Source organism: Paenibacillus sp. 22594 (assembly GCF_052044425.1).
Lineage (GTDB): Bacteria > Bacillota > Bacilli > Paenibacillales > Paenibacillaceae > Paenibacillus_AQ.
Window position 1 is genome coordinate 21,998 of sequence record NZ_JBQENA010000004.1, and the last position, 23,664, is coordinate 45,661.

The 23,664-nt window shown below is 42.5% G+C and carries 17 protein-coding genes and 2 pseudogenes; 3 read left to right on the forward strand and 16 right to left on the reverse strand.

Translation table 11 applies throughout. From position 1 onward, the window contains the following. Positions 1 to 205: 205 nt before the first annotated feature. Entirely contained in the window at positions 206 to 742 is a 537-nt protein-coding gene (gene loaP / locus ACTJKB_RS14170; protein ID WP_440834784.1) for an antiterminator LoaP, read from the forward strand. Between the two features lie 931 nt (positions 743 to 1,673). On the opposite strand, the pseudogene sigK (ACTJKB_RS14175) reads toward loaP, so the two are convergent. The 13 genes and pseudogenes from sigK (ACTJKB_RS14175) to ACTJKB_RS14235 all read right to left on the reverse strand — a co-directional run. Next, positions 1,674 to 2,185, reverse strand: a pseudogene (gene sigK, locus ACTJKB_RS14175) (RNA polymerase sporulation sigma factor SigK); the annotation flags it as partial. Between the two features lie 47 nt (positions 2,186 to 2,232). Then, the gene (locus ACTJKB_RS14180; RefSeq protein WP_440834785.1) at positions 2,233 to 3,075 is read right to left on the reverse strand and encodes a sugar phosphate isomerase/epimerase family protein; all 843 of its coding nucleotides are present in this window, start codon (positions 3,073 to 3,075) and stop codon (positions 2,233 to 2,235) included. A 101-nt stretch (positions 3,076 to 3,176) separates the two neighbouring features. Further along, positions 3,177 to 4,262 carry a Gfo/Idh/MocA family protein gene (locus ACTJKB_RS14185; protein ID WP_440834787.1) on the reverse strand — a complete coding sequence of 362 codons (1,086 nt, stop codon included), beginning with the start codon at positions 4,260 to 4,262 and terminating at the stop codon, positions 3,177 to 3,179. An 11-nt stretch (positions 4,263 to 4,273) separates the two neighbouring features. After that, a complete protein-coding gene (locus ACTJKB_RS14190; RefSeq protein WP_440834788.1) occupies positions 4,274 to 5,170 on the reverse strand; it encodes an AraC family transcriptional regulator in 897 nt (298 codons plus the stop codon). 8 nt (positions 5,171 to 5,178) lie between these two features. Further along, the gene (locus tag ACTJKB_RS14195; RefSeq protein WP_440834790.1) at positions 5,179 to 6,183 is read right to left on the reverse strand and encodes a Gfo/Idh/MocA family protein; all 1,005 of its coding nucleotides are present in this window, start codon (positions 6,181 to 6,183) and stop codon (positions 5,179 to 5,181) included. 521 nt (positions 6,184 to 6,704) lie between these two features. Further along, positions 6,705 to 7,271 carry an RNA polymerase sporulation sigma factor SigK gene (sigK, locus tag ACTJKB_RS14200; RefSeq protein WP_440835604.1) on the reverse strand — a complete coding sequence of 189 codons (567 nt, stop codon included), beginning with the start codon at positions 7,269 to 7,271 and terminating at the stop codon, positions 6,705 to 6,707. Between the two features lie 4 nt (positions 7,272 to 7,275). Next, entirely contained in the window at positions 7,276 to 7,650 is a 375-nt protein-coding gene (locus ACTJKB_RS14205) for a hypothetical protein (protein ID WP_440834791.1), read from the reverse strand. Between the two features lie 219 nt (positions 7,651 to 7,869). Then, the gene (locus ACTJKB_RS14210) at positions 7,870 to 8,046 is read right to left on the reverse strand and encodes a hypothetical protein (RefSeq protein WP_440834793.1); all 177 of its coding nucleotides are present in this window, start codon (positions 8,044 to 8,046) and stop codon (positions 7,870 to 7,872) included. 159 nt (positions 8,047 to 8,205) lie between these two features. Beyond that, on the reverse strand, positions 8,206 to 11,295 hold the full coding sequence (locus ACTJKB_RS14215) for a chromosome segregation protein SMC (RefSeq protein ID WP_440834794.1): 3,090 nt from the start codon (positions 11,293 to 11,295) through the stop codon (positions 8,206 to 8,208). A gap of 131 nt (positions 11,296 to 11,426) precedes the next feature. Next, the gene (locus tag ACTJKB_RS14220) at positions 11,427 to 12,101 is read right to left on the reverse strand and encodes a hypothetical protein (RefSeq protein ID WP_039301191.1); all 675 of its coding nucleotides are present in this window, start codon (positions 12,099 to 12,101) and stop codon (positions 11,427 to 11,429) included. Then, positions 12,085 to 13,539: a hypothetical protein gene (locus tag ACTJKB_RS14225; protein ID WP_440834796.1), complete on the reverse strand. Its 1,455-nt coding sequence runs from the start codon at positions 13,537 to 13,539 to the stop codon at positions 12,085 to 12,087. Before ACTJKB_RS14225 ends, ACTJKB_RS14220 begins: the two co-directional genes overlap by 17 nt. Beyond that, on the reverse strand, positions 13,515 to 14,822 hold the full coding sequence (locus ACTJKB_RS14230; RefSeq protein ID WP_440834798.1) for a DUF2399 domain-containing protein: 1,308 nt from the start codon (positions 14,820 to 14,822) through the stop codon (positions 13,515 to 13,517). Before ACTJKB_RS14230 ends, ACTJKB_RS14225 begins: the two co-directional genes overlap by 25 nt. A gap of 252 nt (positions 14,823 to 15,074) precedes the next feature. Continuing rightward, the gene (locus ACTJKB_RS14235; RefSeq protein WP_440834799.1) at positions 15,075 to 18,158 is read right to left on the reverse strand and encodes a glycoside hydrolase family 2 TIM barrel-domain containing protein; all 3,084 of its coding nucleotides are present in this window, start codon (positions 18,156 to 18,158) and stop codon (positions 15,075 to 15,077) included. 139 nt (positions 18,159 to 18,297) lie between these two features. On the opposite strand from ACTJKB_RS14235, the gene ACTJKB_RS14240 reads away from it, so the two are divergent. Continuing rightward, on the forward strand, positions 18,298 to 19,146 hold the full coding sequence (locus tag ACTJKB_RS14240) for a helix-turn-helix domain-containing protein (RefSeq protein WP_440834801.1): 849 nt from the start codon (positions 18,298 to 18,300) through the stop codon (positions 19,144 to 19,146). A gap of 175 nt (positions 19,147 to 19,321) precedes the next feature. On the opposite strand, the pseudogene ACTJKB_RS14245 reads toward ACTJKB_RS14240, so the two are convergent. Beyond that, positions 19,322 to 19,496 (reverse strand): annotated as a pseudogene (locus ACTJKB_RS14245) (sigma factor-like helix-turn-helix DNA-binding protein); the annotation flags it as partial. Between the two features lie 167 nt (positions 19,497 to 19,663). Between ACTJKB_RS14245 and ACTJKB_RS14250 the strand changes: the two are divergent. Beyond that, a complete protein-coding gene (locus tag ACTJKB_RS14250) occupies positions 19,664 to 20,218 on the forward strand; it encodes a hypothetical protein (RefSeq protein ID WP_440834802.1) in 555 nt (184 codons plus the stop codon). Between the two features lie 73 nt (positions 20,219 to 20,291). On the opposite strand, the gene sigK (ACTJKB_RS14255) is transcribed toward ACTJKB_RS14250, so the two are convergent. After that, the gene (sigK, locus tag ACTJKB_RS14255; RefSeq protein ID WP_054939435.1) at positions 20,292 to 20,993 is read right to left on the reverse strand and encodes an RNA polymerase sporulation sigma factor SigK; all 702 of its coding nucleotides are present in this window, start codon (positions 20,991 to 20,993) and stop codon (positions 20,292 to 20,294) included. A gap of 140 nt (positions 20,994 to 21,133) precedes the next feature. Then, a complete protein-coding gene (locus ACTJKB_RS14260) occupies positions 21,134 to 23,566 on the reverse strand; it encodes a transglutaminase domain-containing protein (RefSeq protein ID WP_440834804.1) in 2,433 nt (810 codons plus the stop codon). Positions 23,567 to 23,664: the final 98 nt, after the last annotated feature.

Sequence of the window (23,664 nt, forward strand, 5' to 3'; positions counted from 1 at the left end):
TTGTTGCCGGATATGTGGTTAATCAACAGGTGTGGTACAGTATTTTGATTTAAAATCCTCTATTTACATATTATGTTTTTTAAATATTTACACTTATTTAATCACATAAAAAACAAAATAGAATTATCAAAATTCTACAAATTTTGCAGGATAAAGGTTGTATTCTATATCTGTAATAATATCCAAATTAAAGGTGGAGAGGAAAATGAAATATTGGTACGCATTATTTGTTGAAAACAATCAAGAAGAAATGGTGCTCAAACATCTTAATCTGCATTTTGACTCCTCCGTTTTAAACGCCGTAGTTCCTAAGCGAAGAGTGCCCGAGAAAAAAAACGGCAAGATTCAACATGTTATAAAGAAAATTTTCCCTGGCTATGTTCTGATCTATTGTAGGTTGACCGACGAAATCTACTATAAAATTAAGAGAATCCCCCGTTGCTACCGTATCGTCCATAATGGAAAGAGCTTTAATAAAGAGGAATGTAAAATAGAGCCTCAAGAAATCAAACCCATTATTAAATTGCTTGATGATAGAGATACACTGGAGTATTCTAGGGTTTATCTTGTTAACTCAAAAGTACTTGTCACTTCAGGGCCTCTAAAAGGATTAGAAGGAATCATTAAAAAAGTAGATAGCCGTAAAAATAGAGCTAAGATTGCACTGAACTTTTTGGGAAACGAAAAACTGGTAGATGTCGGAGTTGAAATTATTCATAAATTAAATCCACGTTCCATATGAACCTTCAAATAAAATTATATTGTTTTGCTTGAAATGGTTTGAATTTACTTTGAAATTCATCTTTATCTCAAGTGGATCGTCATACAATCCGGTAATAGTTATAGAATTAATTTCCTATACTTCTATTTGAAATCCTATTGTTTTTAAACTTATCTTTCCGCGAGACCATTGCTATTAATTTTCTTTTCATTGCTCTCGCCGCGATCCCAGTTTGGCTATTTGAAATGATCTTTCCTCAGAAAGTCATCTGTTGGGGAGATTCGAATAATCGAAATCGAAAGAGTATATCAAAGTACACTGGGATTCAGCTATTGGTTTGCTTTATTCTAGCTCTGATTATTATTCCTAAATCCAATATCCTGTTTTAAGTTCAGCGACACCATCACCATCTCCGGCCGATAGTGATGTCAGTACTATTTTTAAGGCAACAGACCAACTTAAAGAACCGAGTAAAAAGCCTAAGGCTATAAAAGAACCAGTCCAAGATGTCTTTTATTAGAATTGTGATGCCGTTCGAGCTGCGGGTACTGATCCTATATATGTTAGAGTTACAGGATACTCACGCACGCAAACTTGATCGTGATGGTGACGGAGTAGTTCTGAGCACCACTTCACTATTTGTTCTCTATTCCCTTCGTGTATCTTTATCAGTTGATTTAGCACACAATTTTTTCGAACCACATCATCTGTCATGAAAAATTGTTTCTTATAATAATCTATCTGTTTCTGATACGATGCTCGATGTTTTTCATGTTTTTCGTATGTATGCAATAATTGAACAGGAAGATCATATATATTTTTGTAGCTACTCATTGTAGTCGATTACCTCTTTTCAATATTGTCTGTGATTAAACAAAAGCAACTTATCCGTAGACAAGTCGCTTAGAAGATCACTCTACTGTTTGAAATACACTTGTTTAACCTTTACCGCTCACCGCTTCGCCTTATAAAACTCATGATACAGCTTTATTAGCGCCCGTTTCTCTATCCGCGACACATAGCTCCGCGAGATCCCCAGCTCCTTCGCGCTCTCCCGCTGCGTCCGCTCTTCCCTGCCTGTATCCAGGCCGAAGCGCCCGACGACAACCTCTTTTTCTCTATCGTCCAAAATATCAAGATTGCGATATATCTTACTCTTCTCAATCTTCAGATCCACTTCTTTAACAATATCATCCGCATCGGAGCCAAGGATATCAATCAGCGTATCTCATTGCCTTCCTTGTCCGTCCCGATCGGATCATGCAGGGATACGTCCTTTTTGGTCTTTTTAAGCGATCTCAAATGCATGAGGATTTCATTCTCTATACAGCGGGCGGCAAAAGTGGCGAGCTTCGTGCCTTTGTTAGGCCGGTAACTCTCGATGGCTTTGATCAGCCCGATGGTGCCGATGGAGATGAGATCCTCCATGTCTTCGCCGGTGTTATCGAATTTTTTGAGGTTATGGACACGATGCGATGTAAAAAAACAAACCAATTACGATCGTTCCTGATTCAAATTGACTTGTTTTTATATTCAAATACGCGATCAAAACCAGCCTTGGACCGCTTAATCAACTGCTCCGGCGTTTCCACCGGCGCATGCAGAGTAAGTATTTCTTGTGATACGACGCCATCATAACCGATATGCTGCAAAGCTTGCACAAATCCGGCTAAATCAATCACCCCTTCTCCGGGATACAGCCGATCGTTATCCAGCATCTTTTCCACCGGCACATTTCGTGCATCATTGATATGCACATGAACAATTTGATAGGCCTGCAGCCGTTCGATATCCGCAATGGTCCCACCGTTTGTATACCAATGATAAGCGTCCAGCAGCAAACCGACATTCGGTTCCCCGATGGCATCAATCCAGTCCAGCGTCTCTTCCATCGTCCAAATAAATGGATATTTCCAGGATGTCCGCAAATGATACGGGCCGACGAATTCAAGTCCAAGCCGCAGACCGTAAACGCCGAGAATCTGGGCGCATAGCTTCAGCCGCCGGGTGGCAAGCGCCATGAAATGCGCTGGCTTCATATCTGTTGACGGTAAAATGTAAGTGCAGCAGCATGTGCAGCCAAGGGCTCTTGCCGCTGCAGCTTCTTCTATCAAGGCAGACAGGCCATCCCGGAATTCCTCGTCACTCGCCCGCCATTCTACTGGTAATCCAATAGAGCCAATAATAACGCCATGCTTGGTTAGCTTCTCTCTTGCCCCCGCTGTTCCGAGCCGGTCGATCAGCTCTTTGGCACTGAAATCCACCGCCTGAAATCCGGCTTCAGATGCCAATTCGATCATACGCTCCGGACTTTCAACTGCCCCAATCCCCTCCCGTGTCAACCCTCTTAACATTGTCGTATCCTCCTTAAGTTGTGGTAATTTCCGAACGCCCACACCTTCTAAACTGATTTACTATATTAACCTCAAAAACGAGCTTTAAAGCGGATACCCTGTTACTCGTTAAAATAAACCGCTTTACCTGTACGTGCCGATTCGTAGATTGCTTCCAAAATTAATGAAACTGTATATGCCTGCTCAGGTTTTACGAGCGGTTCCTTGTCCTGATCAATTGCCTCGATCCACTTTCTCATCTCCAGGTCAGGCGCGCTTTCCTCTTTACCGTCATAGAAAGCCACTCCGCCTGCTCCAAGCTCAATCTGGTTCGTATACATACGGCCAAATTGTTCACCATTAATACGCAAGCCATTCTTCATGTCCGCGCCTGCTTCCGTTCCGCTTAAGCTGCATTTGGCCTCATCCACTTCCAGCGAGTTAAGCGCCCAGCTGGATTCCAGCATGATTGTCGCGCCATTCTCCATAACAATCATTCCAAAGGCCGAATCCTCAACTTTAAATTTCTCAGGGTCCCAAGGTCCCCATGCGTTGGCGGCATTTTCCCGTTGCGACAGCTCATGATATTTAGTACCCAAGACGACCTTTGGCTTATAATTGCCCATCATCCATAAGGTCAGATCAAGTGCATGGGTGCCGATATCAATCAAAGGCCCTCCTCCCTGCTTTTCCTCATCCAGAAAAACACCCCAGGTCGGTACAGCTCTTCTTCTGATCGCATGAGCCTTAGCATAATAAATGTGACCCAGTTGTCCTTCCTCGCAGAGCTTCTTCAAATACAAGCTGTCTTCTCTAAAGCGGTTGTTGTAGCCAACCGTTAATTTCTTTCCGGTTCTCTCAGCTGCTTCTACCATTCTTTTGGCATCTGCTGCTGTTTTAGCCATTGGCTTCTCACACATTACATGCTTGCCGGCTTCTAAAGCGGCGATGGAAATTTCCGCATGTGATTCGTTTGGTGTCAATACATGAATAACATCTATTGTACCGTCCTCTAATAAGGCTGTGTAATCTGTATAGACTCTGGCGTTTTTGCCTCCATATTGCTTGGCAGCCTGTTCAGCCCGCTCTTCCACAATATCGCAGAACGCAACGATTTCGATATTCTTTAACTTACTTAAGCTTGGAAAATGTTTACCGTTCGCGATTCCGCCACATCCGATTATTCCAATACGATAGCTTTTAGTCATCCTTATCATCCTCACTTTATAGAGTTTTCTCTGCGATATACAGCGGGGGTCATGCCGAGGCGCTTGCGAAAAACATTATGCAGATAGGTCGCATTGGCAAATCCTTCGGATTGAGCAATATGTTCAATAGAGAGAACGCTTTCAGATAGCTTGTGACAGACTCCTTGCAAACGTATATCCTCGAGAATTCTGCTAAACGTTTGTTCAGGGTTAACCTTTTTAAAAACCCTTTGCAACTGCCTGGAGCTGATATTCAGTTTTTCAGCAACAGTGTCCAGGGTTACTCCGCTTGAAACATTAGCCTTCATGTATTGAATGGCAAAATGGTACCTGTAGTTCAACATATCCCGTACTGGAGCTTCTGTAACTATTCCGCCCAGATCATACGCTCTTACGGCCTTCAACAGAATACTGATTACCTGATGCTTGATGGAGGTATAATATCCGGACAGCTTCCCGTCATATGCTTCATAGGCTTCAAGAAAGCAATCCATGGCATGATAACGATCCAGGATAGGAAAAAGGGGCAAATGCCGCAGCTTCCCGACACATTCTTCGGCTTCCGCTACCTCCCATGGGTCCGCTCCATCTCTAGGTTTCTCTTTGATATCAATATGCAGGCAAAATTCATCCATCGCCTCTTCGCAGTTCGCTTCCTGGTAATGCATAACACCTGGTCCGGTTAAGTAAAGCATCCCCTCTGCTAATGCATACTCCTGCTCACCTAAGATTACCTTTCCCTTACCTTTGGGGATGAAATGAAATTCAAACTCGGCGTGATTATGGAAATCAATGATTTTCCCAGGCGGAAAGGATGTTAAGTGAAACCTGAGCACTGTAATTTCATAATGTCCCCATAGAATCGAGATATCAAGCCTTTCCAGAATATCCGGTTTTTGAGACATCATTTGGTAGATCAAATCTTTACCTCAGACAAAGCAACCACACGTCCTTCTTTAGCCGAGCGGTTAGCGGACTCCATTAAGGCAGTAAGTTCAACAGCTACCCGGATATTCTCGTCAGCGCGTGTATCATGTTGAACATGGCCCACCCACTGCTGAAAAGCGCTCTCCCTATTGTCTTTCAGAGCTATTTCCGTCCAGTTGCCAGAGATTCCGTTACCTAAATTGGTCTTAAGCAGCAATTTTTCTTCCGGTGTTCCAAATAAAAGAGACCCTTCGGTTCCATGGACCTCGATCGTAAACGGGGAATGACTGTTCACAAACCCGGCTTCTACGACTCCGATTGCACCTGATTTCGTAAAAAGTGTCACAACTGCATTATCTTCTACTTCTTTGCCTGTGATGTAGCCGAAATTCGCATTCACCCCGGTAACTTCTTCGCTCAAAAATAGCCGGGATAAATACATAGGGTGGCAGCCAAGGTCAATTAGCGCGCCTCCTGCGCATTGCTCCAAACTATAGAAATGATCAGGCAACCAGTCCGCAAGCGCCCCATTATGTGATAAACGGACCCGGACATATGTGATCTCACCGAGCAAGCCTTGACTTATCAGTTCTTGAATGGATAGGGTATATCCATCGTTTAACCGTGGCAATGAAACCGTTAATTTCAGCTGTCTTGCTTCAATCGTCGAAATAATATCATTAACTTCCTTTACCGTTGGAGCAATCACCTTCTCGGTGAATATATGTTTTCCCGCCCCGGCAGCAGCCACCAGTATTTCTGTGTGCCTATTGGTTGGTGCATCCACAATTACGGCATCCACATTTTTTTGCGCAAGCATATCATTTAATGAAGTGAAGAAGGGAACTCCCAAAGATTCAGCCGCTTTCTTCCCTCGCTCTGCATCTTCATCCCATACTGCTGCAATAAAAGTATCCTTATGCTCTTGTGCTTGTTTCACATAGTCCCAGGCATGGACATGCCAAAAGCTAATTACTCCTAACCCAATGCTCATCAGCCTTACCCTCCAATATATATAATCATGACATCTATTTATAAAGTATCATGATCGCAACTATTTTTTAATAGAGAATAACGACAATCAATATATAATATTACGACATTTGTTATTTCACAATTATTACTCATTCGAGAGCATCGTGCTTCGTCTTAGATAGTGTCCTTCCTTCTCCAACCTTTTAGCTTAACACCTTAGGTTCGGTGCATAGTTAATAAAGAAAAGCCGAGCTCCTGCTGCTCGACTCTTCAAAAAGTATAACTGAAATTGCAATAGAAACAGGCTTTAACTCCTCAAGCTACATAGTTAAATCAGGCACCTTCTCCATCCGGAAATCTTACAGAGACCTATTCTTAATTTGCGCCATGTCATCTTAGGAATATCCATTGGTTCTTATCATTTTTTTCGTAAAGATGTAGCAATGGGATATGTAGATCATAAACCAAAAAGCAACTCATCCGCAGACAAGTCGCTTTCTATTGGCTCTATCATTAACGAATACCGCCTTAATTTTAAGCTTACCGCTTCGCCTTATAAAACTCATGATACAGCTTCATGAGCGCCCTTTTCTCAATCCGCGATACGTAACTCCGAGAAATCCCCAGCTCCTTCGCAATCTCCCGCTGTGTCCGCTCTTCCCCGCCCGTATCCAGCCCAAACCGCCCAACCACAACTTCCTTCTCCCGGTCATCCAGAATGTCCAGATTACGATATATCTTGCTCTTCTCGATCTTCAGATCTACTTCCTTAACAGTATCATCTGCGTCGGAGCCGAGGATATCGATGAGGGTGATCTCATTGCCTTCCTTGTCCGTCCCGATCGGATCATGCAGAGATACATCCTTTTTGGTCTTTTTAAGCGATCTCAAATGCATCAGGATTTCATTCTCTATACAACGGGCAGCAAAAGTAGTGAGCTTCGTGCCTTTGTTCGGCCGGTAGCTCTCGATGGCCTTGATCAGCCCGATGGTGCCGATGGAGATGAGATCCTCCATATCTTCGCCTGTATTGTCGAATTTTTTGAGGTTATGGACACGATGCGATGTCAAAAAAATAAACCAATTACGAACGATCCCGATTCGAATTGGTTTACTTTTGCATTTTATATTTAGTCTGTAATCTCCGATCAATTATTTGTGCCCATTCAGGCAATTCATCTAAATAATACTTTATTCCACCTTTATCTACTTCAAAAATAATTTCACCATCAGCTTTACTATTATCTATAACGACTAGATGATCTATTTGGTCCAAGTGAGACAATAGATTGTTCATACTCGTTACATTGCGTCTAATAATATCTTCGGTTTCAATATGATGACCACCATTCTTTACGCGCATAGCAACACGTTCAATGTTAAGTCGAACATCTCCTAGTCCTACAAAACATAATGATTTCAAAGCCTCGTTCCTTTGATCACGTATCTGTCGAATAACATTTCCACCCGCTAAAGTAGTTTCCACAGTGAAGTCCCACTTGTTTCGGATACATTCTCTGGCTATTCTTATGGCTTCTTTTCCAGCAGATACTTTGCTCCGCTCAGGATGTAGAGTGTTTATTTGCGAGCTAGTGCATCCGGATCGATATTCACACTTACTCCAAGCCGATCAACAATCAAGTTGCGGATTGTACTCTTACCGCTTCCATTATTACCAGCAAAAACGAACATGGTTGCAACAGTCTCATTCATGGTTAAGTTCCTGTTCGTTCATTTTCTCAATCTCACCTGTGCTATATTCTTTAACAATTTGCCCTTCAGCTGTCTTATATACTATATATGTCCCATTTGCTTTAGCATCCAATTTTGCACGATCACCTGTTAATCGAATCAATTTAGCAAGGTCCTGTGTAAGATTCATCATTATACATACACCTCATTTTCTACTTATAGTTCGAGTATACCACAGTACAGCGCAATTTCTATTTGCATAAGACTATGTTCATCACAGAACAAATCAGCCCGTAAGAATTAACAATGTTTAGCTCACTCTAACGGGCCAATCTATTCTTCCGCTCCCTCATTCACGCTTTAGAATTAACCCCGTCACTTTACTCCAAGGTACAGTAGGATCATGATGCACAATGTATGCTTTGGAGAACCGGTCCAGGTAGGAGTTCTCATGCGACTTCGGAGACAGGATAATTAATTTCCGCCTTAGCTCGCTGGCATAGAGATCAAATACCTTTAACTTCCGCTGCTCATCTAACGCACTATCGAATTCATCCATCACAATAAAGCCTGGTGCCGTTTGCAGATTCTGTAACAAAGCGAGTGCAAACAAAAGTGAACTAAGCGATTCCTCTCCGCCAGAGACACCTTTGCCAACTCTTCCTCCCCGTGCCTTCACACTGACATCCTCTAACGTTCCACGGTGCCCTTCCTTACGGGCTCTTATGAATAAATGGAACAGTACCCGTCCCTTGCGATCCTCTTGCTGCTTCCAATCAATCTGCCCCTCGAATTGAAAACCGCTCATATAGTTCTTAAATCGCTGCTCTATTTCAAGCACTCTCATATTGATGGTCGTCTCCAGCTGATCTCTCAACGTCTCAGCCCGTTCTTGATTCTCTTCAAACAATAAGCTTGTCCGCTTATACTCATCCTGCAGCCGATGAACATCTTCTTCAATGACTTTGTAATTGTCAGGTGCTGCGGGATCAAGACCCGATTCATATCTGGCATTATTAAATGTAACTTTCCCGGACTCGTACTCTTGGCGAAGCTTGGCCAGCGACTGCTGTTTCTTCGCATTATTGGGTTCTGGTTCAGGCTCGCTAACCAGCTCAACATAAATAAACCGTGCTGTTCCTTTGAAATTCTCAATTTCTTCGATAACCGTAAGCAGATTTATTTGTGATGCATCAAGCGCTTCATTTGTATCTTTTAATTGAACATTCATTTGCTGTAATGTACGCGTTACCTGTTCAACTTCGTCTTGATTCTTGGCCTGCTTGCGGTTTTGTCGGCGTTCATTGTCTTCTATTTGATCAAGCTGTTCTTCGAGTGTGGCAGATTGCTGCTTCATCGTATCCTGCTGCGCGGATAAGCTCTGGCGGTGTTTCAACTTCTGCTGCAACGTTTCATACTGTTCCTTCTGCTGTCCTAATCGCACATAAAAGTCCGCTTCATGCTGCAGGATATCCTGCGTATGCTCCAGCTTGACCTGTTTCTCGATGAACTTTTTGTGCACTGCCTTTAGTTCCTGAAGCTGCATTTTCTGCTCGTCAAGACGCAGCACCTCTAGTGTATATTTCGCGACCCTTCCTTCACGTTCATGCTTCTTGGTGAGGAAAGCTTCGGATTCACGAACAGATTGAATAATGGCATGCAATTCCTGCATAGTCTGCGTATCACTCTTAATGGAGTCTTCGATATCCGCAAGCGCTGTATTCAATTGGCTAATGTTCTTCTGAATTTCCTCTTTACGTTTCTGCAGAGCCTTCTGGCTTAGGATATAGCTCTTCTTCTCCTGTGGACCCCGAATCCCCTTCAGGTCGATCAGCAGACCATTCTCTACACGCATTTCACCTGCCCGATAGAATTGCTCTATCCACCAAAGAACCTTAACTGCATGCGGGAATACTTCATCACTGATGCCTTTTTTCACATGGATCTGAAGCTCCTGAATGTCAGTAACCGATCGATCCGGCACGATACTCCGCAGAGGAACATGATACAAATCATTCGGAGCCTGTACATGCATACCATCAAAAAACACTGTATATTTAATAGCTTCGAATTGCTCCTCTGCTGCCGGCCGGGCGGACTCATCTAATTCAACCAGCTCATTTAAGGTATAAGCACGTACCCCATTTGCTTTAAATAGCGCAAGTGATTCTCTTTGGCGGTCCGACCATAATCTATTATGCTCAAGCTGAAGTCCCTCTTCAGTGAATTCCTTAAGCAACTTCACTTTCCTGTCTTGCTCATGCTTGAAATCGCGAATTCTTTGCTCTAATGCTGCAATATTCTTATTCACATTATAACTGCTGTGATATTGCCATAACCGACCCTGGTGTTCATACTCCAGTGCCTTATCCTGCTGAATCTGCGCATGCAGAATATAGCTTGAATTCATTAATTCTTCTATAACAGCCTCAGATTCCTGAATGTCAGCTTCGGCTTTCCCTATGTTATTATTCAACGCTTGAAGCTGTAAAGTGATTGCCGCGAGCTGCCCCTGTACCTCTTCTTCAGTCCGTGTAATTCCAGACTTTTCTTGATTAAGCTCCTTCAGCTGGTTGTTCAATTCATTAATAACGTTCGTGGTGTCATTTATTTCATTGTTTACAACAGATAGCTTCTCCTGCAATAAAATGATTTCCTCATTGATCCGTTCTTTTTCCGTTTGGACCTGCGTTAGCTCATAATTAATCCGCTCGGCTTGTTCCTGCAGTAGGTCAAGGCTATCCTTCGCTGTTTCCTGGTCCACGAGCAATTGTTCTTGCTTCGCTAATAAATGTTGTTGTTCCTGCTTGTAAAATCTTTCTAATTTCAGCAGTGCTCCAGCGTACATCCGGCCTCCTTCTACAAGGCGCTTGCGATTATCCTCATATCGTTCCAGCGCTACCTTCGCCATCCCAAGCCATTGCTTTTTATTGGCCACGTTTATATCCGCTGTTCTTAGACTCTCCTGTACTTCCTTCAACTTCTCCATACTTTCTTCCCAGTTGTGCTGTACCTGATCAATGCCATGCATTTCAGCAAAAATACGAAACCGCTCCTGCGGGTCCATGACCGCGAATTGATTGACCTCCTGCTGATACCAAATCAGGTAGAACAGATCGGGATCAATTTTGTATTTGTACTGGAGGTCCTTCTTGTACGTGGTGAAATTGTATTGACGGTCACCGGAAGTATACTTAATAGTCTCATCCCATTGCTCCGGATCATCCCCCGATTGAATGATAAATTCCTTCTTCGCGGGCTGTCCCGGTTCCTGCAGAATATAAATCGAGAATTCGATAAAAGCAGGGGCATCAATGCGCATGCTTCCCTCGTTCTTAAACAATAGCTGAATATGAGCTTTCCACGTATCATCCGGAAGGAGATTGCGGGATTTCAGACCATCTATATCTACCTTGGAAGAATACAAAACAACCCCCATACAGTACGTTATGGTAGATTTCCCTGCTCCATTAGGGCCGGTGATCAAGATATGTGATTCTTTTCCTGACAAGTCCATCATCGTTGGCTGATAATCCCGAATGCCAGTAAACCACATTTTCCAAGGTATCATTATTCTTCGTCAGTTCCTTCCTGATACAGATTATATCTTTTGAAAAACTTCAGAACTTCCTCTTTGTTTAATTGATTGGATTGACTAAACTCAACCGTACGTCGCAGAAAGGAATCCGAGAACATATTAGCACCAATTCCAGTGATGGTATACGCCTTCTCATTTGAATTTGTATCATATTCTTCGAGTGCCCCGATTTTTTTTAATTGGTCAATATTTAGAATCAAACGCTGATTTGCCTTTGTCGTCTCATGTCCAAGGGCATTTAGTAACTGATCGAATAGCGTGAACTCATGCTGCAACACTTCTTGCTGATAAAAGATAAACAAGAGAATGGCCAGACTTTCTTTAGACAACGTACTGCGTGCCGATCTGGCAGGAACCCGCATCATCACAATCACCTGATCTCTTTTCACATCATAGATTACTTTAAAATACCGGCTTACCGCCTGATTAACCCGTATTAAAAACGAATTGAACTGTTCGCCATCATCAGAGATCTTTAATTGCTTCTCAACCTCACGCCGGGATAAGCCGAAATTGCCCACACGTATTGTTGCAGAGGATGAGAATAAAAGATTCATGAACACGATCTCTTCCGCCTCGGTCAGCATGCCTTTGATTGCCTGCATGACATTAAGCGGATTTACATTTAATTCATCCGTCAAGCTCATCGTCACTCCTCTTCTGCCTGTTCATTGAAGATTTGTTATGTTTAACTACTTGATTAATATCCCCCGGATTCATCCAGTCCCATTCTTTGTCATATAGCGGAGCTTGGGATTCTGAATTCTCCGCGGCTTCCTCCATCGTCAGCTTCTTGCTGCTTACTAACGCAGATAACGCCGTAAGTGCATTAATCGCATCGCCCCACTCCGCAGATGTCGCTTCAATGATTACCGTCTCTAGCGAAGCTTGCTCCACTTCCTGCATGAATACTTCAATGGCGTCCGTCTCAATTATAGATTTAGTCAGCAACCACTCTGAATCTCCCATCATAACCTCTAATTGTGCAATATCTATTTCCTCATTGATATATTGGGTGTCCTGGGTATCCTCCTGCATCCTGTCAACCAGCGGCTCATAGTTCTCCAGATATTGAATAGCTTCACCAATGGCTACACCGGACAGCGGCGCGGCGAATTTAACAGGCATCCACAAACCATCCATGGACTCCCCCTCGTATTCATTCTGCTCCATAAAACTCATAATCTGATGAGCATTAGGAATGTCTGATTCTTGAGGCGGGTCATACATTTGTGTAATGAACAACCTGACTTTTTCCGGATTAATCGAGGACAAGAGCATCGTTTGCTTCATCATCGTAAATTTAAGATATTTATTAATCATTCCCATACTCAGATTCGTGCCATCGGCAAGCGCAGAAGTTCCTGCCTGCATTAAATGACTGAGCACAAGACTGTCTTCTAACGTATGGAATTGGCGGAAACGCTCTGTCAGCTTCATCTCCAGCTCCTGCATCAACTGATGGATAATCTCTAGCTGGGGCAGTGCATTACGGTCTGCCAGCATTTCTAATTCCCGTTCTTTCATCAATTGAATAGCATTTTCCACGTTGCGAATCATACTGGCAATTTTGTTGCCGCCGGAAATGCCATGATCGTCATAGGCTTCGCTAAGTTCGGCATCCCGTTTGGCCTGGAATAACGATCGGCCAATATCATCATGCATGTAATAGGCTAAGGAATCATTAGCAAGACGTATGAGAGTGTCCATCATCCGCTTCCCTACATCACGCATTTTAAGATGTCTTGTTTGTTTGGATATCCAGTTATACTTCACCAGAACATTTACAATCTGTTCAACCTTTTTCTTGCTTGGCGGGTCAAGGTCATCATAGCGATTTCGGTAACGGAAATACAGCGTATCTACGTTCTCAATCGGTTCATCCAGACCCAAAGCTTCCTCATTAATCAGTTGAATAATTCGTAAGAACCTTAAAATTTCGATAGGCGTTTGCAGAAAATTCTGGGAGCCCAGATCATTCAGAACCCCGGATAATAGAGCTATATCCCTTAAAGCCTGGTGCATTTCCGGCCCCAATTCGTTTGTCTGAAAAATCGAAATTAATGGTTGATCCAGCTTCTCCAATCCTCTGCCCCCCCTAACACAATCTCTTGTTCCAATTTCATATATTGCAGCAAGCTCTCCATGTGCTGTTGATACTCCGCCCAATTCGTTAATATGGAATGATCGGGACAGACCCATTTATGCCGCACATTATATCCCCTAAGCGAGTGATACATTTCCCTTGCAATTTGCAGCCCCGCCTCGTCATAATCACTCCATAAGATCACTTGGTCGATAGAGCTACTATGCAATAATTGTCTGATAAAATACTGATGCACACTCCGAAGATGGCCGTCTACACATACAATCAAAGAATTAGTCTCCTGCAAGAAATGAGGTTCTGCTGACATCCGCGTCAAAATAGCCCGGTTCTCAACTAACCATAATGTGGTTGCTCCGGTTAAATACTGATCTTGTGAAACTGAAATATTCGTTACGGCATGGACAGGACCTGCCTGGAAATTCGACCATTTCCCTTTAAGAGTACCGGCGAAATAGATGGGCGTAATTTGCCCCCCGCTAATCATCCCTAGCGCTTCCGCTGGGTGACCACTTATAGTCTCCAAGATGCTGAGAAACTCTATTTTAGACATATCAAATGCTTTAGAGCCTCCGATACCCGGGTAATACTGCGCGCCAATTTCTTTCCAGTCAAATATTTCTTTGGTACAAGAAATCATGCCAAAAGCCAGTAAAAAGTGTAATGAATGGATTCGTTTAGATACACTCCAATTCGCAGGAAGAACAGGCTGATCCTTCAGAGCACTAAGACTCCACCCTAAACTATCCGCTAAGAATACTGTCAAACCCTTCAACTGAGACAATCGTTCGTCCGTTACACACGTAATTTGTTCCATTCTTCGGGCAGCGTCCGACTGGTATAACATAAATTGACCTAATAAACCCCGTTCCCCATCTCTTTGCTTATTCAATAAATGAACATATAATAAATACCCCATCCGGTACTGTATCCGGTCTACAGATTTACCATCTTGCTTGAAACGGACCTCCTTCACAATCCATCCCTTTCTCAGCCAGTCAAAAGTTTGTTGATTGTCATCTAATAGGGCGCGCTTCCCCACTGTCCAGCGTAACAGCTGCTGCTCCGGAGTTTCTTGAGCACTTAAGCCATACTGCCATGCCATTATAATGATCCCTACTCTTCGTAGCGTACGGGCAGTCCTTTTTACAATATTTATATCAATAAGAGAATCATCACTTATTATTGTTGGCATCTCCAGTTGCTCATCTTTTTTCAAATAATTTCGGCTTATAAACGAAAGGATATCATCTAAAGTTTGCACTTTTGCCTCCTATCCGAAGCTCTTTAATGGCATATTCAAGCTACTTAGATAAGTATAGCGGAAAGTAGAATGCTCTACGATGATACCCAAAATTTGTTCATGATATAGAAACATAAATAGCCTGTAGGAATGAGACGTTATTCTCTCATCCCTACAGGCTATTATCCTACATTTAACAACTACTGCTCACCGCTTCACCTTATAAAACTCCATTTTTAGACACGAAATCCAAATTACCTCTATTAGTTTTTCTTAAGAAATGATTTCTATAGTTACCGTATAAACATAGATACCTTTCTTAATTTGATATGGATCGTGAATATTTTTGGTCCAGCCGGTATCTCCACCAAGACCTGCATGTTTGTAATCAATATTAAGAAAAACAGAATCTGAATTTCCTAGCTCGTCTTCATAGGCGGCGTTGTCATATTGCTCAATACTGTGCCCATGAATATCAAAATGGAAATGTCCCGCTGCCGATACTTTTACTTCTTGTTCTTTGGATGACAAATATAAATATCGGACATCCTCCTTACCACCGCATTCTACCGGTAAGATATAGGGTACGTGCTGCTGTTCTACAGTGCTTTCATATACTCCAACGAATGCGGCAGATTTGCGATCCGCGTAGTTTTCCCATGGCCCACGACCATACCATTTCATATTCTTCCAAGCATCAGAGAACTTAAAGCTTAGCCCAATTCTCGGAAGGGTGTCGACCTTGGCATTGTTCACAACTGTATTTGTGATTTCTATACCTTTGCCGCCGACGGTATAATTGGTTTTTGTTTCAATGCATCCATGATAAATACAATTAACTTGAATGATAACAGCAGCTAGTGCTGCAAATACCCGAATATTCTTGATTTCTTTTTGATTGGAATGGAGCCCGAGAACTTTCCATTCATCTGCATAATTGGACGTTTCGAGATGAATACCTGCATCAATGCCTGTTGGAGGGCGATAGAAGTTATTTGTTCCTCCCGTGAAATAATTCTTGTTATTGTATTTTACAGAAATGAACTCTGCTGTTTCTTTCGAGAAAAGAACCGTTGTATTTTCATTATATATATGAATTTCATTTGTCGTTTCATCATACTTCAAACTATCATTTTCTATATCTCCAGTATGCACTTTATTAACAGAATCTTTAATCTCTATCTGGCATGCATAAATACAGGTTCTCTTATTAGAATAAAAGGTGTCCTCGTCCAAATAAGCATGGAAATTAAGAAAAGCTTCCCCGGAGACTTTAGACGAATCGTAAGGCGCTTGAAGCTTATCAACGGATCCGGGTGCTGTGTGATATCTAGGCAAACTACCGCTTTCAATCACATTTCCATCGCAAACCAGCTCCCAAACCATATTCAAATGGCTTAAATCCCGATGCGTGTAATGATTATAAATTCGATAGCCATTATTCCCAGGCATGTAATCAATTTGGATAGGAGATTGTACATTTTTTATTTCATACGCAGCCGGCTTGAGAGTTAGATCAGGAAAAACAATACCATTCAGGCACATATCAGGAGCAGGATCAGTAACTTCTTCATGGAATGCCCCGCCATAAACATACTTTTTATTACCGTCTTTATCATGCTTAACAAGCGCTTTATCCTGAAAATCCCAAATAAATCCTCCTTGAAACCGAGGGAATTTATGAATGAGATCCCAAAATTCCTTAAAGTTTCCGTTACTGTTACTTTTCGCATACGCATATTCACACATAATAAAAGGACGCAAATCTTCGCTATCAGCCATGACATCCAAGATCCAATCTTTCTGAGGATACATAGGCGCCACAATATCGGAGATATTTGCCGGAGGATTCAAAGATTCATACTGAACATACCTTGTTTTGTCATACTCCTTAATCCAGCCGTACATTGCAGCATGATTCGCTCCATAACCGGATTCATTACCCAGAGACCAGAGAATAATGGATGGATGATTTTTATCTCTCAGAACCATCCGTGTAGCCCGTTCCATATACGCATGTGTCCATTCGGGGGATGCGCTTAACTGGCCGCCAAGACCGTGTGTTTCAATATTGGCTTCATCCACCAAGTAAATGCCCAGTTCATCACACAGGTCATACCATTCGATTGCGTGGGGATAGTGACTTGTTCTTACCGCATTGATATTCAGCGATTTCATGACCTTGATTTGCTCACGCATATATTCTGTTGTTACGACTCGTCCTGTTTCAGGACAAAAGGCGTGAAGATTGGTTCCCCGTATAATGAGACGCTTCCCATTAATTCTCAGGATCCCTTTTCGATCGATATTCACTTCACGGAAGCCGACATTCGCGCTCTCAATATCAACTACATTTCCAGAACAATCAATCATTTCTAACACCAATTTATAGAGATAAGGGTTCTCGTCGCTCCACAATTGAGGATTTGAAATGGTTTTTGTAACCTTTGCTACATATTTTTCTCGCAGGTAGAAATCACAATCCGCAAACTTTGGCGTTTCGAACTCAGTAACCAATTGCTGATTGCTATCATAAAGGGACAACCGCACATGGGCCTCACCATAACCATTCGCTTGATTATTAGGTAAAACCGTCACGGTTAATTCGGCATTGTTGTAATTACCTGAAAAGAGGGTTTCGATCTTATAATCATGGATGCGCATCTGTGGTTTTGCATAAATGAGAACATCTCTGTAGATCCCCGAGAGATGCCAGTAATCCTGATCCTCCAGATAAGTACCGGCTCCAAACCGCATAACCTGAACAGCTATACGGTTTTGTCCCTTTTGAATGTAATCAGTGATATCAAAAGAAGCGTTAAGCTTACTGTCCTGAGAATAACCAACCCGTTTGCCGTTTAACCAAAGATAAAAGCACGATTCTACACCTCCAAAATCGATAAATATATCCCTTTCGTTAAAATGTTCGTCAACTTCAAACGTTAGGACGTAACAACCGGTAAGGTTACTATCTGGCACATGAGGCGGATTCAAAATGTATTCATTATTCTTGAGTTGAATTTCGTGATGTGAACCCTCCCCTTTTTGAACAAAGGGATACAACATATTGGTGTATACAGGTTTTCCATACCCCGAAAGTTCCCAATTGGAAGGAACCGAAATATTATCCCAATGGGAAACATCATGTTCAGGACTATAGAATTCATTCGTTACTTCATCGGGAGACCCGAACAATTTAAACTTCCACATTCCATTCAAGCTATTTACGTATTTAGACTTTCTCCGATCTCCGCTTAAAGCCTGTTCAACGGTTTCGTATACTCCGTAGGGCTCATGCATGGGATAACGATTTTTTTGAGTAACATATTGATTTTCCCAATCTCTGTTCGGCTTCATTGGCTTAAATAACACTCCCATCAATTGTTCTAATTGGTTGATCTTTCAATGTAGATACCCTTATAATACAAGGAAAATCCCTTATAATAAATGTTGAGTATGGTATTTCATTTATCCATTTTGGTAGGAGTGTGAATACATGAATTTTGAAGACATTAATGAAAATGATGTAATCTACCGATGTATCGGCAAAGATTTTAATCAAGGTATTTTATCTTGCGGCTTTATGCGGAAAAGATCAGCAGAGCGTTCTCAATATGATTTTAAGATAGGATATTACAGCTGTTTTTTAGTATTGCAAGGCAGTGGAAAGTTTATTTCTACGGACGGTACCGTTACTCATATGCAAGCAGGTGATCTTGTTCAACGTCTACCTGAACGTTTGCACTCTACTGCAATTGAACCAGATGGTAATTGGATCGAGTTTTATATCAGTGTCGGGTATCCTGTCTATTCATACTTAAAGACACTTGGAATTATTAATTCCGATAAGGAAGTTCAACCGACACAGTATACGAACGATTTTTTCTTTGATTTTGTTTCCTTGCTGAAAGCCTTGAAAAGTGCAACAGATGAAAGTCTTCCCTCCCTGCTAATGAAGTCTCAGGATTTGATTATCAGATTACACAGTAGCATTCATAATGCTCATAGCAATGAAAATGAAAGTAAAATAACAAAAGCCTGCGAGCTTATTAGTGTTTCCAATGATATTCACTTTGATATTCAGGAAGTGGCATCTGCCGTGAATATGGGCTACGAGAACTTTCGGAAATTTTTTAAAGATACTACGGGGATTTCCCCTAAGCGATATCACACTGAACATTTAATGAGACAGGCAAAAATGATGCTGCTATCTGGACTTCCCATCAAACACGTAGCCGTTAGTCTTGGTTACGGGGATATATATTCATTCACAAAACAATTTACTAAGTCAGAAGGGGTATCTCCAGGACGATATATTCGTAAAACAAAACCTATTCAAAATTAAGTTTGAGCTTCGAAAACAGATCCTCAGCTGTAAATCTTGAGTCGAATACACTAGCCGGGAACCCCATACAGCCTTTCCACAAAGTTTGGGAACCTTCTTGCTAAACAAGTTCAATTGAGAGGATCATATCTGCCTAAAAATAAAAAGAGTCTGTCTATAGACAGACTCGGATGACTTACCGCTTCACCTTATAAAACTCATGATACAGCTTCATGAGTGCCCACTTCTCAATCCGCGACACATAGCTCCGCGAGATCCCCAGCTCCTTAGCTATCTCCCTCTGCGTCCGCTCTTCACCACCTGTGTCCAGACCGAAAGCGGCCGACCAAAACCTCTTTTTCACGGTCATCATAGGTAAAGATATTTCGGAACCCACATTTTTACTTTATAGAACATTTTCCCACTTGCTGATAGAATAAAACTATTGTCGCTACATGAGATCACTAAGATAAGTATTAAGCACCAATCAATATTCCAGATTAACACAAATTGTTTTAGAAAGAAGAGGTTACTAGCAATGTATAAAAAATTTTCTGTTTTGCTCGTTTTCAGCCTAATTTTTTTCCTTACCAACAAGTCAACTTACGCGGCAACTATTGATGCCAAGACTATCTTATTAAAGAATTATCCTAACGAAGTCATACGGCTTAGTAAAACAGCAGATTTAAATGGGGATAAAAAAAATGAAAGCATAATGCTTACGGAGTCAGGAAATTTATTTTTAGTAAATTCTAAGAATGTTGTCGTACTTATTGCTAATGTAGCTTATGAAGAAGATGACCCAACCATCCAACTCATTTCTATTTCATCAAAGGAGAAACATGCAGCTGTTTTTGTAGATTATTTACCATCCAACACTCAAGTGTATGTATACCGTTTAGAACAAGGAACATTAGTGAACAAGCTTAAGTTTATGGCTGACTATTCTGCTGAAGTCGATAAAAACGGCCAATTTCATCAACATTGGAAAAAGTATAATGCTGATAGCGGGTTTGATTTAGCACATGGCATTTTTATATGGGATACTAAGACCAACAAATACAAGGGCAGCGGCCAGTTCGTGAGTCAATAAAAAGCGACTTTGTCAGATTTATCTAAATAAATGAGACCGAGACTCTTAAAAAAAGTCTCGGTCTCATTTATTGTTATCGCTTCGCCTTATAAAACTCATGATACAGCTTCATGAGCGCCCTCTTCTCTATCCTCGAAACATAACTCCGCGAAATCCCCAGCTCCTTTGCAATCTCCCGCTGTGTCCGCTCTTCCCCGCCTGTATCGAGCCCAAACCGTCCAACCACGACTTCTTTTTCCCGGTCATCCAGAATGTCCAGATTGCGGTAAATCTTACTCTTCTCGATCTTCAGATCCACTTCCTTCACAATATCATCTGCGTCGGAACCGAGAATATCGATGAGGGTGATTTCATTGCCTTCCTTGTCCGTCCCGATCGGATCATGCAGAGATACGTCTTTTTTGGTCTTTTTAAGCGATCTCAAATGCATCAGGATTTCATTCTCTATACAACGGGCAGCAAAAGTAGCGAGCTTCGTGCCTTTGTTCGGGCGGTAGCTCTCTATGGCCTTGATCAGCCCGATGGTGCCGATGGAGATGAGATCCTCCATGTCTTCGCCGGTGTTATCGAATTTTTTGACGATATGGGCAACAAGCCGCAGATTATGCTCGATCAGCAAATTCCGTGCCTTGGCATCTCCCTCGGCCATCATCCCTAAGTATTTGCTTTCATCCTGCTCCGAGAGAGGCTGGGGAAAAGCATTATTCCTTACGTAGGATACCAGCAGTGTCAGTTCTTTGATCAGCAGCGCTATCGTGCTTATTATTCCTGGCAACTTGGCGACACCTCCCGCACATGTACAATGAAACCGATCAGTAGTGAGAGCAACGGGTTCATGGTCTTTTTATTGTATGTGGGTAGATGCCCAGAAGTGCATGTACGGGGAAATAGGTACGGGCTGTGAAGGGCTTTCAACTATAGACTACGCCAGATCAGAAAATAGTTCTTATACCCATAACCATAGTCTGCAGTGTCTGAACTGTTCTTCAGGATTTGTGCAGTGAGTTGCCCCAGCTCCGCTTCGGCGATTTCCGGATTCACCCGAACAGAGATTACCGGTTCATCATGCTTCAGCAGCTTTTGCAGCACAGCTTTGAACTCTGCAGCTGAATGGATTTCCAGTCCGTTTTTGACATAATAGTCGTTGGCTTCGGTTACTCCCTCGAATGAGTCCACCTCTTTATCCAGCCAGAACAGGTCATCCTGGACGTACTCTAACCCGGCCGCGGTGGCATCGTTGGCATTATAGAGCAGATAAGGAATTCCCGCATTGGTCAAGCCGTTGGTAGGATCAATATTGAACCATTCTGAACCGATCTTGGCCTTAATCCACGCATGTGGAGTTCCTTCCAGTGTCCCAGTAACGACAATCGTCTCAAGACCGGCCAGATCGGCGAGCATTTTGTAAGATGACGCGTAGCTCATACATACCCCCTTCTTTTTGACCATAATACCGTAGGTAGTAAACGCGTCATTGATTTTGGCATCGAACGGGCCTTTGCTGTCTTCTACGATTGTGGATGCAGCGTCATCATAGATGGTGTTATCATTCAGGTATTCGTAAATCGCCCTGTTTTTTTGCCCGGCGCTCATTCCTTTATGAAAGATGGCGTGGGCAATACGCTCTGCCTCAGCAGAAATTTCTTTCTGTTTACGTTTGAGTTCTTGGAGAGAATCTTTATATTTGATGTGCAGGGTGACTGTATTATAGTCGTAATAGTAAGTGTCCACACCCAGAATCTGTGGATTCTGATAGATCACCTTCGTTACGTAATCCACCAAGACATCCTTGTTCTGCAGTTCAGGAAAAGCTAATAGCGAAAACTCCTCCTTGCCTTCCACCATATTGCGAGCCAGATATTCTTCTACCGCCGAATTCACATTCAGTCCAATCTTCCTTAGAATCTCCGGTTCAGGAACGGGCTGTTCATCGCCTGCTGCCACCTGCTGTTTCGTATTCAGTCTTTGCCGGCTAACCAAATCAAGTCCTGTGCCCGAAGCCTCTTGCGCCTTACCTCCACCAATGATGGTCTGAACATTCGGAGAAACGGCCAAGGAACTGGAATTCTGCGGCTTGGCCAGTCCCGTATTCGGTGCCTTATAGGAATGCGATTTTACGAACGACTGGTATTCGGCATCTGTCGCATCAAAAATCAGGAAGTCCCCTTTAAGCTCCGTGCCTTGAATCCGGTACTCCACGATGCTGTCTTTCATAAGCTTGTTCTTATCCATAATATAGATAATATCGCGATCTGCTAAAGAATCATCCAGAAATTGAATGGACATCTTCTTGGGCAGCTCAGACAATGTATCATAGCTTTCATAGGAACCCCCAAGTGCAAGAGGCAGCTTATCAGCCAACTCCCCAATACTGATCATATTTCCAAAGTTGGATTCCTGCTCTCCTTTATAAGCCGTTACAAAATACCCAAAAGGGCTTAGGAGATTCTGGAGAGAACTCCCATCCTTCCCATTTACATGGGTCAGGTCATACTCCGTACCCTGGATGGTTGCATCCAGAAGAGGATAAACATCTTCATAGCCCTCTTCCGGACCGTTAATTTTGGCAGACATGCTATCAGAATACACATTATAGATTTTATATCCTTCCGCCCCCTCTACCGGTTTCCAGGTCAATTTGAGATTGCCTGATTCATCAATGACATAATTCAGTTCAGGCGTAGAGACTTCCGATTTCACTGTAAACGGGGTAATAAGTGGCTTGGCCAGCTTCAGCGGGGTCGGGGATTCCATATCATAATTCACGCGGATGTAATAAGCAGGCGCGTTGCCCCAAATGTGATCAAATACCCCATCATGTTCTAACAGTTCTAAAAACGGCTTCACCACAACCACGTTGTTACCGGAATAATGAAAATATACCTTTGCCTCAATCCGGCTTTGCGGCAGCGCCTTAGGGTCCGTATGTACAGAGATGATATCTTCTGCGGGTATTCCCGTCATATCCGCTTTAAAACTGAAGGTAAACTTCTCGTCCTGTTTGACATTGTACAGTGGCATCAGCACTTCCGTAGATTCCTGCTCATATTTTTGCTTCAGGTCATGAACCGTCAATTTGCCGGTAGGCGGTCCGCTGAGCACACTTTTGATGATGATTTCCTGCCGGACCTCCGGGGCTTCTGTCAGTTCTACCGGTTCTGATTGTTCTGTCGGTTCAGCTTGTTCCGTTGGTTCTGGTTCTGTTGGTTCTACCGATTCTAATGGTTCTGCTTGTGTGTCCTTAAGGGCTGTAGCCGCCTCATTGCCGGGTGCCGGGGAATTCCCATTATTGTAGCAACCCGTTAGTAACACAAGTATAGTCAGAATACTCGCCAAAGCTTTTAACAAGATAACACCTCATGCTTTCTAGTAATTTACACAAAATCACTTTATGTAATTGATAACTGGTAATACTTAACTTTTACTATACTATAATGTGGAAATTG